This window comes from Sutcliffiella horikoshii (assembly GCF_002157855.1).
In the GTDB taxonomy this organism is placed as follows: domain Bacteria; phylum Bacillota; class Bacilli; order Bacillales; family Bacillaceae_I; genus Sutcliffiella_A; species Sutcliffiella_A horikoshii_C.
In genome coordinates this window covers 2,620,240-2,635,674 of sequence record NZ_CP020880.1, presented here as the reverse complement: position 1 = coordinate 2,635,674, position 15,435 = coordinate 2,620,240, and the positions used below count along the sequence as shown (strand labels likewise).

The following is a 15,435-nucleotide window of genomic DNA, read 5'->3' as shown; positions in this document are numbered from 1 at the left end:
ATAATTTCTATGGTAAAATATACATAAAATAGCTACTGCAAAATTAAAGGGGATTTTGAAATATGCACAAGATCATGCTTATTGAAGATGATAGGCAGTTAAGTGAGCTTATAGGAGAACATTTAGAGAGGTATGGCTACAAAATACATAAGCCGACAGACTTCCAGCATATCATGGAAAGCTTTGCGAAAGTACAGCCGGACCTGGTTTTATTAGACATCAATCTACCATACTACGACGGCTATTTCTTATGCAGGAGCATCCGTCAGCAATCGACGGTCCCTATTATTATCATTTCCGCAAGAAGTACCGAGATGGATCAAATTATGGCGATGGAGCTTGGAGCAGACGATTACATAACAAAGCCCTTTACATTTGAATTACTACATACCAAAGTAAAGGCGACGATAAGACGGGTGTACGGAGAATACGCAGCGACTGATTCAGGCGAATTATTTATTGATGGCTTGAAACTAGATAGTCAGACTCTTGCCGTCCAATTTGAAGGGCAGAGGCAAGAGCTAAGCAAAAATGAATACATCTTATTGAAAAAGCTGTTGGAACATCATGAAACCTATATTCCAAGAGAAACACTGATAGAAGCAGTGTGGGACTCGTTAACCTTTGTTGAAGACAACACATTGACGGTTAATATGACGCGAATCAAACAAAAGCTTTCTTCTCTTGGGCTGCCCAATGTCATTACAAGTAAAAGAGGCGTTGGCTATATGCTGAGTGTTCCGACTCGGTTAGGCAAAACGAATGAATAAGAGAATACTAAAGAATTTTTTAAAAGACAGGGCCCTGTTAATATCTTTCTATCTTGTTAATATAGTTTCTGTCATCACCTTTTTTCATCTCAGTGAGCCTTCCAACACAGAGATCCTGTATCCTTTTTCCGTGGGGATATTTCTTATATTTGTTTACCTTTTCATTGATGGATACCGCTATTATCAAGTAAATGGAGCGATTGAAAATGAACATGCTGAAATAAAGTTATATAGCGAAGAACAAAGGGCTTTTTATAAGTGGATAAAGAAACTAAACCATGACCATTCTAGGGAAAAGAATGAGCAGAACGAAAGGAATAAGGAAAGGCTCTATTTCTTATCCCACTGGATGCACCACCTGAAGACCCCAGTATCTGTCATGGATTTAATTATCCAGAACGAGAAGAAATTACAAGGTGATCGAGAACCTATCCAAAAGTTACAACAGGAAAATAAACGACTTCATACAGCCATTGAGCAAGGATTGACGATGATTAGAATGGACAGTTTTGAAAATGATTTGGAAATAAAATCAATGGACCTTATCTCATCATTACGGAAATTGATAAACAACCGAAAGAGTGAGTTTATCTATCAAGCTGCTTTCCCTGTTTTAGACAGTGAGGAAGAATCGGCTTTCATCATAACGGATCAGAAATGGAATGAGACAATGCTTGATCAAATCATTTCCAACGCCATTAAATATTCTAGTGGAAAAGATGGAAGCAAAAAGATAAGATTTCATATAAAACAAGAAGAAGAGGTTACGATTCTCTCTATTACAGATGAAGGTGTCGGCATCCATCCCTATGATTTAGAAAGAGTATTTGAGGCATTTTTCACTGGAGAAAATGGCAGAGACTTTCAGAACTCATCGGGTATTGGGCTATACCTTTGCAAGAGAATTGCAGACCGATTGAACCACCGAATTACGATAGAGTCGGAAGTTTCCAAAGGAACATCTGTCACGATTCAATACCTTACAAAAGTGTAAGGTATTTTTCGTATTGTTCCATGGTAGAAGTTTTGATACCTCAGTAAAATCTAGATATAGAAAGGAATTAACTTACATTCTAATTTGATTTAGGAGGATTTAATATGGGGGTTACAATCTTAGAGACCAGTAAATTAGTAAAAATATATGGAGATGCGGGTTCAGATGGAGCGACAACTGCCATTGATGGCGTAAACCTTTCCATAAGTCAGGGTGAATTCATTGCCATCATGGGTCCGTCGGGAAGCGGCAAAACGACCCTGCTTCATATGATGAGTGGAATAGACGCCCCGACATCTGGAGAAGTGTATATAGCAGGAAAAGAAATTGGTGAAATGAATGGGGATGAATTAGCCCTTTTCAGAAGAAAACAGCTCGGCTTTGTTTTCCAAGAATTCAATTTGCTAGACAGTCTGACAGTAAAGGAAAACATGCTTGTTCCGATGGTGTTGGAAAAGAAATCAGTGGCAGAAATGGAGGGAAAGGTAAAGGAACTGTCAGAGCTGTTTGGCATTGAAAATATACTGAACAACTATCCCTTTGCTATTTCAGGGGGTCAGCAACAAAGGACGGCAGTGGGAAGAGCACTAGTGAACGATCCTACCATTATTTTCGCGGATGAGCCGACCGGCAACCTGGATTCCAAATCATCCACAGTCATCATGGAATGCTTTGAAAAAATTGTGAAAGAACTCTCCACGACCGTCGTGGTAGTCACACATGATGTATTCGCTGCCAGTTATTGCCGGAAAGTTGTATTTATTAAAGATGGAAAGATAGATTCTTATATTGTCAGAAAAGGGGATCGAAAAGAGTTCTTAAATCAGATCATGGACAATCTTGCCCTATTGGGAGGAAGGAGCCATGACATTTAATCAACTGGTTTGGAAAATGGCGAAAGGAAACAAGAGTAAATATCTATTTTATTTTCTATGCAACGCCTTTGCTGTGTTCTTTTTCTTTATGTATAGCACGATCTATTTCAATAATTCGGTGGTGGCTGTCAAAGAGAGTGAGAGCATTAAAGATGTTCTCTCTATACCAGGAGTAGCTCTAGTTTTCTTTACCGTTTTCTTTATCACTTATGCACATCGCATATTTACAAGGAGAAGGAAAAAAGAATTCGGACTCCTAATGACACTGGGGATGGCAAAGAGAGATATAGCTAAGCTTTTGATAATAGAAAACGTAATAATTGCTTTTACTTCAATCCTTACAGGTATCATAACAGGTTTGGTGTTTTCAAGATTGATGTTCTTGCTTTTCATACACATGACTGGGTTAGGCGATATTCCATTTAATCTTTCGCAAGAAATGTTCACCTATTCAATAGGTGCTTACCTATGTATAATTCTCATTTCAATTCTCATCACAATTTATTTAACATTGACTAAAACGGTATCCCAGAATCTGAAAAGTGACAGAGTAGTAGACGCTATCAAGCACCGGAGTCCCGTGTTTGGTTTGCTTGGAGTATTCATGGTGACAGGCAGTGCCGTCTTGCTATATTGTACTTTTTCCATACCGTCTATGGCTCAAGATGCTGGTGGATACCTTCTGATGAGTACATTGGGCATACTAATGGGTCTTTATGTAACGTTGTCTCAAGGGATGAGTTTCTTTATGAAATTAGCGAGGAAACATAAACCTTATTATTATAACGAGCTACTTACTTTAAGCAGTCTGGAATATAAATTTAAACAACTAACAGCCATCATGCTACTTGTGACGATCATGAGTATGGTGACCATCTTTTACAGTACGACCATATTGATTATCAATTCCTTGGGAGAGCAGCAGGTGATGGATGATCATCCATATGATATAGCATATGTGGAAACAGTAACTAAGAATAAACTCTCCAAAGAAGAGTTATATGAAGTAGTGAATAAGCCTGAAAATCCGGTCAAAAAATATGACACAGTGGAAATGTACATTTACTATCAGGATGATTCATACATGGATGATGCATATCATGTTCATACCTTTATGCAGGTATCTGATTTTAATAAAATTATGGGAACCAATGAGGTGCTAAATAAGGAGCAATTTATTGATTGGATTAATATGGATCCGAAAACTACTTCCGGAGATAGTATATATGAGAACGGCCTTGATATTAAAGATGGAGATAGCCAGTTTAAATATTCTCTTAAAAAAACTATTATTGATAAGCAGTTAAACTTTCATCGATACACACCTTATTCCATATTGGTTGTCAATGATACGGTGTTTCAGCAGTTAAGAAAGGATTTAATTGGAGATAAGGTTAGGATGAATCTTTTAAACTTTGCCGACTGGAAATTAACTCAAGAAGTTGCAGAAGACTTGGAAAGTAGGTTGGAGGAGATTAACGAGTCGACCCCTCCGTTAGAAAGTGTGCGAGAGGTTTATGATGTGGAAGAAGCAAAACAGATACTGAAGCCAGTATCCAAAGTAGTAGATTACAATCAAATTAGAAGCTCTTCGAAAATCATGTTCTTTGTCACCACTTTCATCAGTATCTTGTTCTTCTTCGGCTCCTTCATCCTATTGTACCTTAACATCTTCTCCAACATGGAAGAGGAGAAGGCCAAGTATAAAAAGCTCTTTAAAATTGGAATCACGAGAAGAGAGATTCAGAAGCTTGTTTCAAAAGAAATGAGTGTACTGTTCTTCTTTGCTCCGCTACTCGGATGCAGCTTGGCATTTGTTTATATTTTTTCCTTTGCTCAAGATGTAGGTGGGATCTTGGAGAATCCTCAATTCCTTGTGCATTTTTTCAGCATCTCTGGAGTTTATCTTTTGATACAAACAGTATATTACTTTTATTCGAGGAAAAAGATGTTAAGTGAATTGAAAATTTAAATATAATGAGAATGAAAAAGCAGGATCAATTCTTTAACGAATGAATCCTGCTTTTTGTATATAGATAAAGACCAGTTTACCCAAGCAATCTAGTGAAATTTTCATAGAATAATAGGGAGCAGGAGGTGATTGGAATTATGCGAAATGATGAATTTGCTCAAGCTTTTCGTGCGATTAATACAGAGCCTCAAGAGGTAATAGAAGCAGACACTTTCTATAAGGTTCTATTTCAAGATGAACAGTTTGATTTTGGGGATATTTACAACCCTAATTCTTCCACTTTTGTTCCGCAACAAGACGGGGTTTACTATGTATCAAGCATCGTAACCTTTTTGGCAACGTCTAACGAAAATCCTTATAGGGTCCGTCTAGAAATACGTGTGAACGGGACAAGTGTGTCAGCAGATAATGACTACTGGGACGAGTTTGCCTTTTCTAATGCAGTACAAGTATCAACCGTGCTGTTTTTAGAAGCGGATGACATTGTGGAAGTATACCTAACCAGTACGGTTCCAGGAAGAATCAATTTGAACTCCACGACACAGCCATCCTTCAGCACAAGATTTGAGGCATCTAAGTTTTATTAATAAAGTAGTAGACTCTATTGATAAAGATAGGGTCTTAATTGTTTAGGCTTATTTTAAAAATAGTATTGAGTTAATGATTTTGTTTTGAAATAATTGGTATATGCAGGAGGGTATTTTATGGACATCACAAAATTTGAAACTATGATCCATGAGCTTTTTCCTAGAGAGTTATTGGAGGAATTTGATGACGATTACGGATTTACCAACACTTCCAATTCCCTAATAAAGACAATTGGATATTCAACCAACCTTTCAATCGAAGTGATTGAACAGGCCAGAACGGCAAAGGTTGATTTAATCATAACTCACCATGACGCATGGGATTTTATTTATGGATTAAAAGATGAATGTATTAAGAGGTTAAAAGAATATAACATTAGTCATTTCTGGATACATGGTCCATTGGATTATATTGAATTTGGTACGTGCACATCATTGATGAATAAAATTGGTATAGAAAACATCATACGTTTTTCTGAATACATAAACTTAAGCATACCTGGTGTCGGTGAGTTTAAAGAAAGTAAAAGTTTTGAGGCCCTTGTCGATAAAATGAAAGTTGAATTGGACGAGCCTGTAAGAGCGTGGAAAAACCATGGGAACAAGGTAAAGAAAGTAGGAGTACTGACAGGTGCTGGCCATTCAACTGATCATATAAAATTTGCCTTAGATCAGGGCTGCGATACATATATAACGGGAGAGGCAAGTTTATATACCATTCAATATGCTAAGTTTGCAGGTATAAATCTACTGGTTGGAAGCCATACCTTTACGGAGATATTTGGGGTGGAGAGTTTGGTATTAAAGATAAAGGAACTTAACGAAAATATTTCCCTTGTTAAGTTGCAGGAAGAACACTTTGAATTGAATCATAAAGAATAGCAAAACGTAACAATAAAGAAAAACGCTCAATCCTGAGCGTTTTCAATCCTAAAAATCATATTCATCAATAATCTTTTTTGTAATCAAATCATATCCTTTTTCATTAGGATGCAAGGAATCACTGAAATACTCCTTTGACTTTTCCTTAAAAAGATCATTGGTGGAAATAAATTTAATTCGATTAAATTCATCGACCATCTTCTGGCTATTTTCATTCCACTCGACAATGATATTTTCATGTTCAGCTGAATCAGGATAGGAATTGTATAGCCCGAGAAATAATATTGGAACGTCTTTGTTTTCTTGACGAACAGTCTTAAGAATTTCTTCTATATTCTTCTCGTATTCCACAGCGCCTTCTTTAATTTTTTCTTCATTGATTCCTTTTAAGTCACCGCCATTGCTTTGAATGAGATCATTGGTGCCAATAAAGAGAATAATATAATCAGCGTTGCGGATGTCCTTTTGAATGTTGGTAAGCTTTACTTGCTTTACGACACCGTCTGATTTTTGTCCAGGGATACCGTAATTTTTCACTCTTACATTTGCGCTTTTTTCATCCTGAATCAGTTTCTCTAAATTTTCTACATATCCTTCACCAGAATTATCACCGACTCCATATGTCAAAGAATCACCTAGTGTGACCATGTTCTTAGGCGGATTGTCATTTTCATTGGTTTCTGTATTTTCCTGATAGCCACTATAAAAACCTGCTCCGATAAGAGCAGCCAGGATTAAGGCGGCAGCATAGATGATTGTATTCTTCATAGGTGAACCTCCTCAATGTTGTAGTAGTTCCCTATCACAAAAGTAATTAAACAGGTCGATTAAAACTTTTTTCTTATTTGTTTCGTTATTTTAATAGAGAATTTTTTTTAGAGGAGGAGATTGAATGAGTTATAAAAAAATAATTCCATTCGGTTTAGCTATCATGTTTTTCATCATTGCAACTTTCGCTTCATGGTATGAAGGGAGCGAATTGGTAGATAATAGTTTTGAATGGAAACACTCAGCAGTCATTACTTCATGGTTACATAGTGGAGAAGTGGATAGAGGCAATATATCTCAGCTGGACTATTTTGTATATTCCATTAAATTCAAGCCGATTTTTCCAATCATCATGATGAGTAGTTTTATTTATATCGTTTTCGCATTAGGTAATAAATTTCTGAAGTCTAGAACAAAACGAAACATGTTTGCAAGTCTATTGGGGGTACTTTTATTTATTGGAGCGGGTTTAATATCCGGATCACCGACGTCTGGTGCGAAAATTTTTATGTTTTCACTAGTACTGGTTGGGGCCGTGCTTTTTTGCTTCGCGGCCATCCATTATTTTAAAAAAGTGCAAATAGACTGAATGGAAAAGTGCCCTCCCAAAATGGAAGAGCACTTTCTTCATATCAATATCTATTCCCGTTCTTATCTACATAAACCGATTTCACGATTGTTCGTTCAAATGGATTTCCGTCTTTTGTGGTACCTTTCACATCAAGCGTGATAGTGTAAACACCTTCCTCTTTGAAGTCCACGTCTACCTTTCCTTTATTAGCAACTTTCATGCCAAAGTTTGCTTTAGTCTTTCCATCTTTATTGATTTTGACATCTACATTCATATTTTTCACTTTTTGGCCTTTGTTTTTTAATTCAAATGTAGCATCTTCTAACACAACTTCCTCATTAAGGTCAGTATGGAAGCCAACCGTCATCAAGTAGGCTGCTTTATCTTTCTTAGCTTTTACGGTCCATTGTCCTTGTTGTGGGGAGGCGATTTGGAAAGAGTGATGGTGTCCGCCTTTGAAAATTTCCTGATTGATGGAATGGACAAAGTTCGTATACACCTTTCCAGACGGACTAATCACCTCAATATCTTTCGTCTGCTTGTCGCTCAGCCAGTCTAGGTCAATTTTTTGTACATTTTCTTCCACTGTAAAGGTTTGTTTCACATCTTTCTGGAACTGTCCGCCACGGTGAAGCGCACTGATGTTGATTGGCTCCTGTTCCATTGGTTCGACGGTTGCAGCTGCCTCGCCAAGTGCGAAACCGGCTGTTTGAGTAGTTGTTAAGTAAGGACGGAAGTATTGGAAGGTACCGCCTTCACGGACTGTGGTATGGTTCCAGTTGCTTACTCTAACTTGTGTACTATAGGTTAAACGGGAGTTATTGACGGTAACCGCACCATCATTAGAACCATAAGAACTTAAGTATAATCCACCCCAGTAAAGAGCAGATCCGAAACCGCCCCAACTAGTTCCTGCCAGGGTATAAATTTTATTTCTATTTCTATTAGCGTGATTATCCATTTGAGGTCGGTAACTGTTCATATAACCGGTCTGAAGCGAGTAGGTTGCATCATTTTTACTTCCAAGAATACTTGCAAGCCAGCTTGCCCAGCCACTGTAAGCAAGGTCTGCTAGCTGTGAGCCGTAATGCGGGGTGGACAGAGTGATGAGGTTAGAAACATAAGGATGCGCTCCATAGTGAACAAGGGCGTTTTGAGCATCAATGCCGCCTTTGCTATGCGCAACTATCACTATCTTCTTTTGGTTGAAATGATCGGATATATCACGGATCCGACTATTGATGATGGCACCATTGTCCCACATATTCTTATCGGGATGAACATCGATGAACGCCGTTTCATATCCGTTATTCAAGGCTGTTTGATACATATTATTGTTTTCCCACCAAGTCTTTGATGAGCTGTTAATTCCGTGAACAAATACAAGAACCGGTTTGTTTGGATCGACATTACTTGGTGTATCACCTACATACCACTGACCTGGCACACCACCAGGATTGTCTTTCCCACCAATGGTCCCGGCATTTACGGATATTGGTACAACTAGCAAAGCTACTAACAATAAAATCACCAACCTTCTCATTTCAACACTCCTTTTGAATAAATTAGGAGATATCTCCCCATCTATTCTATCTGAAAAGGGAACGCTTTCAGAATAGATTTTCGAAAAATGAGCGGAAGGACTTGGAGTACGAACTAAAATAATAGGAAAAAAGATACATATTCGACAAATAGAAGCAGGATTTTCAGGATGAGGAAAGAATTGTATGGAGTGGAGTTCAACTAAAAACAAAAAGAGGGTTGCAGATGATTTTTATTTTATGGGCTTTATTAAGCATTACTACAATTGGTAGTATTTATGGCATTGTTGTAGCCAGTTCAACAGGAGAGCTGATTGCTAGTATCATTTTTCTTGTACTAAGTATAATCGGACTGTTTGCGAGCATTCATTATTATATGAAAAGACGAGATAAGAAAAAGAAAAGTGGTGGGGTTTGGGACTGTCTCTATTGTGATATTCCACTTCCTAGGTCTTCAGGGAAATCAAGTGGATTGGATTGCACAGACTGTGACTGCAATCCATTTAGTTAAGGGGAATGAAAAATGAATGAATACATTCATGCAGTTATCACTTTGCGTTTCTTTCCCTGCCATAAAAGAAAAGATCGTTCACTTGTCATAGGGGGCAGACAATTCCCTATGTGCTACAGATGTATGTCCATATTGCTGGGTTACCTTACTGTAGTTCCCTTACTATGGCTAGCAGCAGACGTCTCATTTTTGAGATTGTTAGTAATAGGTGTTCTTTTAAACGTTCCAATGGTAGTGGATGGATATACACAGTTACGAGGGTGGAGGGTGAGTAACAATTTCCTTCGATCCTTTACGGGGTTAATCAGCGGAATTGGAATGTCATGTATTATTGTGGCAGGATCTTTTCAGTTTCATAGGGGGATTCAGGGGTTTGCTAATTTTATTGATTCCTTTATTGGTTGATTATTTATTTTTTTAGAATGGGGGAATGATATTGCAAGTAGCAGGTCGAGTTTTAGTTTACATATTAGGATCTATATTGGTTCTTATTTTAAGTTTTTTCATATTTTTATTAATAGGATACCTTCAATACACATTGTTTGTACCTAATGACTATGTGTTATGGGTGTTCAAATATCCATACTCTAGATTTATTATTGTTATAGTCTTTTATTTATTTCTAGTATTCTTTTATTTTTTCTTTAAGAAAAATAGGGGGAAGGTTTCAGCCACCAAAAAGCGAAAAAATATATGGACAGCTTTTATTATACTTAACATTATAGGCTTCTATATTATCTTTACCTCAGTCACTGTGGTAACGGAGGAGAAAATCATTGACCATTCATTCCTGCATCCTCAAGGCGAGGAGTATGACTTTAAGGACATTGTTAAAATAGAGGCTGGCGTTCGTGGTAATAGATATTATTTTCCTTTTACACACAATAGAGGTGATTTCTATTACAAAATCCAGTTAATGAATGGGAAAATAATAGATTTGAATGATGAAGCCAGCGGGTATGATGAAGAGAATGATCATCCAACTTTTGTTCTGAATAAACTTGATGCACGCCTAGTAGATATGGGGATTACTAAAGAATCAAGCATGGACAATTTCCATTACACAACGGAAAGTTTAGATAGAATGTATACGGATCAAATCAAAAATATATTGGAAAGAAAATAAGGCATTGCGGGTAGCAATGCCTATTCGCATGTGAATTTTGTTAGACTCCATAAACTGCTTTTTTCTATAACGGCAGTTCCCCCTTCTTCCATACATGCTTCCATCTCAGAAGGTATACTTTGTGCATGATAATGGATTTGAGCAAGCCTTCCAACAGTAAGTACTGCAAGGATGAGACATACAATCGCAATCCCTCGAACAACTCTTTTATTCACTTTCGAGAGTTCTTGATCTGTCTTTTTACCTTTATTGCCGAATGTATAATTGCCAGAGTAGTATTGATTGATTTCATTGTAAAAAAGAAGGTTCTGAAAGATAATAACAAGCAAGATCGCCATAATGAATACAGATCGGTGAAGAGGGATAACCATCAGAAAGGCAAGTATCGGAAGTGCATTTGCAAAAAGTATGTATACCTTTTTTGTTGCATTTTTCGATACTTGTTGAAGCATTTCATCATCTTCAAGGATCTCACCAGGTTGATAAAAAACAAAGAAGTACAATTTTTCACTAGGATTCTCCTTATTATGTTTTCTATATCTACGATAAAATAAAATATTGAAAGAGAGAAGTAACAAGATACTAACCATAAAGAGTTGAATGGACATTAGCCCCCAATTTAAGGAGGTTCCTGTGCCGTTTACAACGAAAAAGGCATCAAAATTATGTATCATTAAATCAATTAACTGGACCAGACTAAATGTCAATGGCATCAAAAGAATACAAAATGCGATTGTCCATAGTGGAAGCTGAATCCGTAAATCTTTATTCATTTTCCTCATCCTCTCCTTCTAACCAAAATAACTCATCCACTTTTACTTTCAAATGCTTGGCAAGCCTTAAAGACAAAGCGATGGACGGCGAAAATTCTCCTTTTTCAATAAAACCGATTGTTTGCCTAGTTACGCCGACCAAGCTACCCAAATCAGATTGAGAAAAGCCGTGTCTAGCCCTTAATTCCTTCACCCGATTACACAGCATATGGTTCTCCTTTGTGTTAACTTTAATATACTTAATGTAAAGTATTATTAACATAGTGTCAATGATACTTTACAAAATACATCAAAAAAACAGTACAAGAAGCGCCTTGTACTGTAATGTGTTTAGTTTGAAAATTGGATAACGCCGTCTATAACATTCTTAAGCATATCAATAGAACCTAGCACATCCTCTTTATTTTCAAGACTATGATCACCATTTGGAATAAGTAATGTTTTTAAAGATGGATTAGATTTTAGGTTTGCAAATCGTTCTTCACGATAGCAAAAATCCTTATCTCCAATAATACAGAAAGAGTTATTTTCATATTGTAACATAGCCTGATACACATCATCCCGGTGCAGCAGTGGAGTCAGCCAAATTGCAGAAGCATTATGGAAGGTTGGGTGTTTTAATAGATTTGCCAATGCAATGGTCCCTATTGATTTTGCAACAATAAAACATTGGTCATAAGCTGTTTCTTTCAGGGTTTCTTCCAAGGTATGTAAAACATTAGCAGAAAACCCATCTGTATCAAAAGGGTTAAGTTCTGCTTCGCTAAATCGGTAATTGACCTGAAGGACATCATGTTCCTGTTTGAAATAATGTCCTGAAGAAAAATGCAACAAAGGACCTTGAGACGTATAGCCGGCTCCAGGAAGAATGATGGCAAGTTTAGTAGTGGTTTCTTTTTGTTTCATTAAATTAGTAGGGAACACTTTGACTTCTGATTTCTGGTTTATCATGGTTTCACCCCGGAAATGAATTTTAAAGAATTATATCATTTAAATTAGCAATAGAGGAAAAAAATGTATAATTAAGTTTAAGAAAAAACTATGCTATGCTAAAAAGGATAAAAACTAGAGTTTAAATGGAGGAACCCGATAAATGTCTGCACTACCAAACTGTCCAAAATGTAATTCTGAATATACATATGAAGATGGAAACCTACTTGTCTGTCCGGAATGTGCTTACGAATGGACGCCAGGTACTGAGAAAGTAGAAGAAGAGAAAGTGTACAAAGATTCAAATGGTAATATCCTTATTGATGGGGATACGGTGACAGTGATAAAGGACTTAAAAGTAAAAGGTAGTTCTTCCGTTGTGAAACAGGGAACAAAGGTGAAAAATATTCGTCTGGTTGATGGGGATCATGACATTGATTGTAAAATCGATGGATTTGGTGCTATGCAGCTAAAGACGGAGTTTGTTAAAAAAGTGTAAGGTGAATCCTTTTTGGGTTCATTTTTTTGTGGTTTGAAATTGGAATTTAATGCTAAAATGAGATTTTAATCAAGAATGAACCATTCTGTAATTATAAAGGAGCGATAAAAAATGAAAATCAAGATTGATGATGTTACACATCCAGCCGTCATAACGTTTGTAGAGGATCACATGAGAAATTTAAATCTGCTTTCTCCGCCAGAAAGCAACCATTATTTAGACCTTGATGCTTTGCGAAAACCGGATGTTACTTTTTGGAGTGTGTGGGATGGGGAAGAGGTTGTTGGTTGTGGGGCGATTAAGGAGTTGGATTCTAAGAGTGGTGAGGTGAAATCCATGAGGACCTCATCTTCTCATTTAAGAAAAGGTATAGGGGCCTTGATCCTTCAATCCATTATTCAAGCGTGTAAAGAACGTGGCTATCAGGAACTGTATCTTGAAACGGGTTCAATGGAAGCATTTTTTCCTGCGCAGAAACTATATAAAAGTTTTGGATTTGATTATTGTGAGCCGTTTGCTGATTACGAAGAAGATCCTAATTGTGTTTTTATGAAAATGAAATTATAAATTATAGAAAAATAGGAAGGAATTGTTAAGTGGCTTAGCGAATTAATTATAGCAACAAAATTTTAAGTAGTAAGGTGGAATTCGCTATTAGTATTGCAATGGTAGATGTAACAGTAAAAATGATTAATCATGATTTAAATGAAAGGGAAGTTAAGATTCTGGAAGTATTCTTACTTAATTTAGCAGCACAATCAAATGCAAGTACAACGAAAATGGGAATGGCGTTGAATCCTTTGGAAAAATTGGAACATGACATGATAATACATTACCGTTTTGCCTGGCAGTCTTCCATATCAGAGGAACTGTATGGTGAATTTAAAGAGGGATTGGAACGCAGATACTCAGTGGCTTTTAAAATGTGTGATCTTCCAGAAGTTCAAATTCTGTTTATGGAAAACGCATATATCGAGAGTATATAGAACGTAAATTTAGTTGGGATATATGTCGCTTTTTGTCGGTTCGCATGTATTTACTAGTTTTTGGACAGTAAAGTGAACGATTTGGATTGTATTTTTAATTGTTGGACAGTATTTGGTGCAGTTTCGACAGTAAGTGGTCTGGTTTGGACAGTAATGAGGAGGAGGGAGCAAACTTGACGACTTTAGGGGATAAAACGTTTATATTGGAACCCACTGAAGGTTATACACCTGAGGTTGGTCGGCTTTTAGCCATGATGGAGTATGCTAGAGGGACTACGATATATGCCACTCAGAACTTGTCTGTGGAAGAATTAGACTACAGGATTAATGGACAAGGAAATTCTATAGGTAGTTTATTATTACATATCGCATGTGTAGAAGAAGTTTATCAAATACTTACCTTTGAAGAAAGAGACCCTACAGAGCAAGAGATGAAGAAGCTTAGGGCTGGCTTGACTTTGGGTGATAGTGCTTTTAAAGAATCCGAAGGTAATGCTGCATCATTCTATCTAGAAAAACTGAGTAAAGTCCGAGAGATGACAAAATTCCAATTAAAGCAAAAAGAAGATAATTGGTTGGATGAAGAGTTCCCGTTTGGACCTGAGCACCTGGCTAACAATTACTTTCGTTGGTTCCATGTCTTTGAGGATGAATTGAATCACCGAGGGCAAATCAAGTTAATACTTAGTTATATGAAACGTCATAAAGATTCAAAATAATTGTTAAGTTACTGCACACTCTCATGCTAAGATTTTAAGGCAGGGAGTGTTTTTTTGCGGTGAAATGCTTTAATTGTGGAAGTTGAATTGGGAAATGTAGAAAGTAGTCTGGGAAATGCAGAAGGTCAGCACAAAAGAGTAAAACAAAAGCCCAAAAATGTAGAAGGTCTCCTCCAAACGGTCGAACCCCTCAAACATATGCATGAAATACCGCATCTCCCAATAATCCGCCGTAAATCCAAATCCACAGAGATCCCAAAAACCAATTCTTCACTCAAATGACCCAACATTACTATTTTTATAAAATCAGGTTCAGAAACTTTGACAAAAATGGAAAAGCGGAAACGGTTAAAAATATCCCTGCCGCAAGATTAACTGCTTTAAGAATTTTTTCTTTGATAAAAGCACGTGCAAAGTGTACCGTAAAGGCAATATTTAAGTTCCAAAGGAAGATTCCAAGTAACAAGGAGAGGCAACCGACCAAAGCAATGATCCAGCTTTTTTCAGAAAGAGATTGAATGGAAGAACCGAAAATTCCAAACCAGAAAACAAAATTAATGGGATTAAACGCAGCGATACTAAAGCCGACAAGGAATGAATTCCTCTGAATAGGTTGTCCAAGTTCTAGAATCTTCCTTTTGGGGAATGACCCATAGATAGTGGTGATACCGAGGTATAGCAATAACCCGCCGCCAATTCCATACATACATAATTCCACCCATTCGATTTGGAGATAAGGTGCCAAGCCAATTAAGATAATCAATAAAAATATAATATCAGCAGTCATACCACCTAATCCCACTAGCCAGGAAGCAAAAAAACCTGATGAAATTCCACGTTTGATCATCTCTAAATTTATTGGCCCAACCGGAGCAGCCAAGCTAATACCAAGTACCATAAAGTGCAGGATGGTCCATATTATTTCCATGTT

Annotated in this window: 20 protein-coding genes; 14 read left to right on the top strand and 6 right to left on the bottom strand. The window is 37.0% G+C overall.

Annotated features, from left to right (window positions below):
* The first annotated feature begins 62 nt into the window (after positions 1–62).
* The 6 genes from B4U37_RS13650 to B4U37_RS13625 all read left to right on the top strand — a co-directional run bounded on the left by B4U37_RS13650 (position 63) and on the right by B4U37_RS13625 (position 6,080).
* On the top strand, positions 63–770 hold the full coding sequence (locus B4U37_RS13650; protein WP_088018668.1) for a response regulator transcription factor: 708 nt from the start codon (positions 63–65) through the stop codon (positions 768–770).
* A complete protein-coding gene (locus B4U37_RS13645) occupies positions 763–1,764 on the top strand; it encodes a sensor histidine kinase (protein ID WP_088018667.1) in 1,002 nt (333 codons plus the stop codon). Before B4U37_RS13650 ends, B4U37_RS13645 begins: the two co-directional genes overlap by 8 nt.
* Positions 1,765–1,868: 104 nt before the next feature.
* Entirely contained in the window at positions 1,869–2,639 is a 771-nt protein-coding gene (locus tag B4U37_RS13640) for an ABC transporter ATP-binding protein (RefSeq protein ID WP_088018666.1), read from the top strand.
* Positions 2,629–4,611 (top strand): FtsX-like permease family protein, encoded by a 1,983-nt coding sequence (locus B4U37_RS13635; RefSeq protein WP_088018665.1) that lies wholly within the window; start codon positions 2,629–2,631, stop codon positions 4,609–4,611. The genes B4U37_RS13640 and B4U37_RS13635 overlap by 11 nt, the downstream gene beginning before the upstream one ends.
* A 137-nt stretch (positions 4,612–4,748) precedes the next feature.
* The gene (locus B4U37_RS13630) at positions 4,749–5,198 is read left to right on the top strand and encodes a hypothetical protein (RefSeq protein ID WP_088018664.1); all 450 of its coding nucleotides are present in this window, start codon (positions 4,749–4,751) and stop codon (positions 5,196–5,198) included.
* Between the two features lie 117 nt (positions 5,199–5,315).
* Complete coding sequence (locus B4U37_RS13625) at positions 5,316–6,080, top strand: Nif3-like dinuclear metal center hexameric protein (protein ID WP_088018663.1); 765 nt, start codon at positions 5,316–5,318, stop codon at positions 6,078–6,080.
* A 48-nt stretch (positions 6,081–6,128) separates the two neighbouring features.
* Here the strand turns inward: B4U37_RS13625 and B4U37_RS13620 are convergent, their stop codons facing one another.
* Positions 6,129–6,848 carry a DUF459 domain-containing protein gene (locus tag B4U37_RS13620; protein ID WP_088018662.1) on the bottom strand — a complete coding sequence of 240 codons (720 nt, stop codon included), beginning with the start codon at positions 6,846–6,848 and terminating at the stop codon, positions 6,129–6,131.
* Between the two features lie 124 nt (positions 6,849–6,972).
* On the opposite strand from B4U37_RS13620, the gene B4U37_RS13615 reads away from it, so the two are divergent.
* Positions 6,973–7,437 carry a YjdJ family protein gene (locus tag B4U37_RS13615; RefSeq protein WP_088018661.1) on the top strand — a complete coding sequence of 155 codons (465 nt, stop codon included), beginning with the start codon at positions 6,973–6,975 and terminating at the stop codon, positions 7,435–7,437.
* 43 nt (positions 7,438–7,480) lie between these two features.
* On the opposite strand, the gene B4U37_RS13610 is transcribed toward B4U37_RS13615, so the two are convergent.
* Positions 7,481–8,962: an esterase/lipase family protein gene (locus tag B4U37_RS13610; protein ID WP_088018660.1), complete on the bottom strand. Its 1,482-nt coding sequence runs from the start codon at positions 8,960–8,962 to the stop codon at positions 7,481–7,483.
* Positions 8,963–9,186: 224 nt separating this feature from the next.
* Between B4U37_RS13610 and B4U37_RS13605 the strand changes: the two genes are divergently transcribed.
* Genes B4U37_RS13605 through B4U37_RS13595 form a run of 3 tightly spaced genes read left to right on the top strand, consistent with a single transcriptional unit; the run spans position 9,187 to position 10,597 of the window.
* On the top strand, positions 9,187–9,471 hold the full coding sequence (locus tag B4U37_RS13605; RefSeq protein WP_010194271.1) for a hypothetical protein: 285 nt from the start codon (positions 9,187–9,189) through the stop codon (positions 9,469–9,471).
* A gap of 12 nt (positions 9,472–9,483) precedes the next feature.
* Entirely contained in the window at positions 9,484–9,876 is a 393-nt protein-coding gene (locus tag B4U37_RS13600) for a DUF2085 domain-containing protein (protein WP_010194272.1), read from the top strand.
* A 31-nt stretch (positions 9,877–9,907) separates the two neighbouring features.
* A complete protein-coding gene (locus B4U37_RS13595; protein ID WP_088018659.1) occupies positions 9,908–10,597 on the top strand; it encodes a hypothetical protein in 690 nt (229 codons plus the stop codon).
* A 20-nt stretch (positions 10,598–10,617) separates the two neighbouring features.
* Here B4U37_RS13595 and B4U37_RS13590 read toward each other — a convergent pair whose 3' ends face one another.
* The 3 genes from B4U37_RS13590 to B4U37_RS13580 form a co-directional block, all read right to left on the bottom strand.
* Entirely contained in the window at positions 10,618–11,370 is a 753-nt protein-coding gene (locus B4U37_RS13590; RefSeq protein WP_088018658.1) for a hypothetical protein, read from the bottom strand.
* Positions 11,363–11,578 (bottom strand): helix-turn-helix transcriptional regulator, encoded by a 216-nt coding sequence (locus B4U37_RS13585; RefSeq protein WP_010194276.1) that lies wholly within the window; start codon positions 11,576–11,578, stop codon positions 11,363–11,365. The genes B4U37_RS13590 and B4U37_RS13585 overlap by 8 nt, the downstream gene beginning before the upstream one ends.
* A 122-nt stretch (positions 11,579–11,700) precedes the next feature.
* Complete coding sequence (locus B4U37_RS13580) at positions 11,701–12,276, bottom strand: alpha/beta hydrolase (protein ID WP_157663788.1); 576 nt, start codon at positions 12,274–12,276, stop codon at positions 11,701–11,703.
* A 187-nt stretch (positions 12,277–12,463) separates the two neighbouring features.
* Between B4U37_RS13580 and B4U37_RS13575 the strand changes: the two genes are divergently transcribed.
* The 4 genes from B4U37_RS13575 (at position 12,464) to B4U37_RS13560 (ending at position 14,504) form a co-directional block, all read left to right on the top strand.
* Positions 12,464–12,799, top strand: coding sequence for a zinc ribbon domain-containing protein YjdM (locus B4U37_RS13575; RefSeq protein ID WP_088018656.1), 336 nt, complete (start codon positions 12,464–12,466; stop codon positions 12,797–12,799).
* A 111-nt stretch (positions 12,800–12,910) separates the two neighbouring features.
* Positions 12,911–13,366, top strand: a complete 456-nt coding sequence (locus B4U37_RS13570; RefSeq protein WP_088018655.1) for a GNAT family N-acetyltransferase — start codon at positions 12,911–12,913, stop codon at positions 13,364–13,366.
* A 74-nt stretch (positions 13,367–13,440) separates the two neighbouring features.
* Complete coding sequence (locus B4U37_RS13565) at positions 13,441–13,785, top strand: hypothetical protein (protein WP_157663787.1); 345 nt, start codon at positions 13,441–13,443, stop codon at positions 13,783–13,785.
* A 173-nt stretch (positions 13,786–13,958) separates the two neighbouring features.
* Positions 13,959–14,504 (top strand): DinB family protein, encoded by a 546-nt coding sequence (locus B4U37_RS13560; protein WP_245839983.1) that lies wholly within the window; start codon positions 13,959–13,961, stop codon positions 14,502–14,504.
* 298 nt (positions 14,505–14,802) lie between these two features.
* Here the strand turns inward: B4U37_RS13560 and B4U37_RS13550 are convergent, their stop codons facing one another.
* Positions 14,803–15,432, bottom strand: coding sequence for a LysE family transporter (locus B4U37_RS13550; protein WP_088018652.1), 630 nt, complete (start codon positions 15,430–15,432; stop codon positions 14,803–14,805).
* Between the last annotated feature and the right edge of the window lie 3 nt (positions 15,433–15,435).

What these genes read in the sequence shown, in the direction of transcription:
- B4U37_RS13640 (WP_088018666.1), top strand. Translation starts at nt 1,869, where the DNA reads ATGGGGGTTACAATCTTAGAGACCAGTAAATTAGTAAAAATATATGGA.
- B4U37_RS13625 (WP_088018663.1), top strand. Translation starts at nt 5,316, where the DNA reads ATGGACATCACAAAATTTGAAACTATGATCCATGAGCTTTTTCCTAGA.
- B4U37_RS13570 (WP_088018655.1), top strand. Translation starts at nt 12,911, where the DNA reads ATGAAAATCAAGATTGATGATGTTACACATCCAGCCGTCATAACGTTT.
- B4U37_RS13605 (WP_010194271.1), top strand. Translation starts at nt 9,187, where the DNA reads ATGATTTTTATTTTATGGGCTTTATTAAGCATTACTACAATTGGTAGT.
- B4U37_RS13600 (WP_010194272.1), top strand. Translation starts at nt 9,484, where the DNA reads ATGAATGAATACATTCATGCAGTTATCACTTTGCGTTTCTTTCCCTGC.
- B4U37_RS13615 (WP_088018661.1), top strand. Translation starts at nt 6,973, where the DNA reads ATGAGTTATAAAAAAATAATTCCATTCGGTTTAGCTATCATGTTTTTC.
- B4U37_RS13635 (WP_088018665.1), top strand. Translation starts at nt 2,629, where the DNA reads ATGACATTTAATCAACTGGTTTGGAAAATGGCGAAAGGAAACAAGAGT.
- B4U37_RS13620 (WP_088018662.1), bottom strand. Translation starts at nt 6,848, where the DNA reads ATGAAGAATACAATCATCTATGCTGCCGCCTTAATCCTGGCTGCTCTT.
- B4U37_RS13650 (WP_088018668.1), top strand. Translation starts at nt 63, where the DNA reads ATGCACAAGATCATGCTTATTGAAGATGATAGGCAGTTAAGTGAGCTT.
- B4U37_RS13575 (WP_088018656.1), top strand. Translation starts at nt 12,464, where the DNA reads ATGTCTGCACTACCAAACTGTCCAAAATGTAATTCTGAATATACATAT.
- B4U37_RS13645 (WP_088018667.1), top strand. Translation starts at nt 763, where the DNA reads ATGAATAAGAGAATACTAAAGAATTTTTTAAAAGACAGGGCCCTGTTA.
- B4U37_RS13585 (WP_010194276.1), bottom strand. Translation starts at nt 11,578, where the DNA reads ATGCTGTGTAATCGGGTGAAGGAATTAAGGGCTAGACACGGCTTTTCT.
- B4U37_RS13590 (WP_088018658.1), bottom strand. Translation starts at nt 11,370, where the DNA reads ATGAATAAAGATTTACGGATTCAGCTTCCACTATGGACAATCGCATTT.
- B4U37_RS13550 (WP_088018652.1), bottom strand. Translation starts at nt 15,432, where the DNA reads ATGGAAATAATATGGACCATCCTGCACTTTATGGTACTTGGTATTAGC.
- B4U37_RS13580 (WP_157663788.1), bottom strand. Translation starts at nt 12,276, where the DNA reads ATGAAACAAAAAGAAACCACTACTAAACTTGCCATCATTCTTCCTGGA.
- B4U37_RS13610 (WP_088018660.1), bottom strand. Translation starts at nt 8,962, where the DNA reads ATGAGAAGGTTGGTGATTTTATTGTTAGTAGCTTTGCTAGTTGTACCA.
- B4U37_RS13630 (WP_088018664.1), top strand. Translation starts at nt 4,749, where the DNA reads ATGCGAAATGATGAATTTGCTCAAGCTTTTCGTGCGATTAATACAGAG.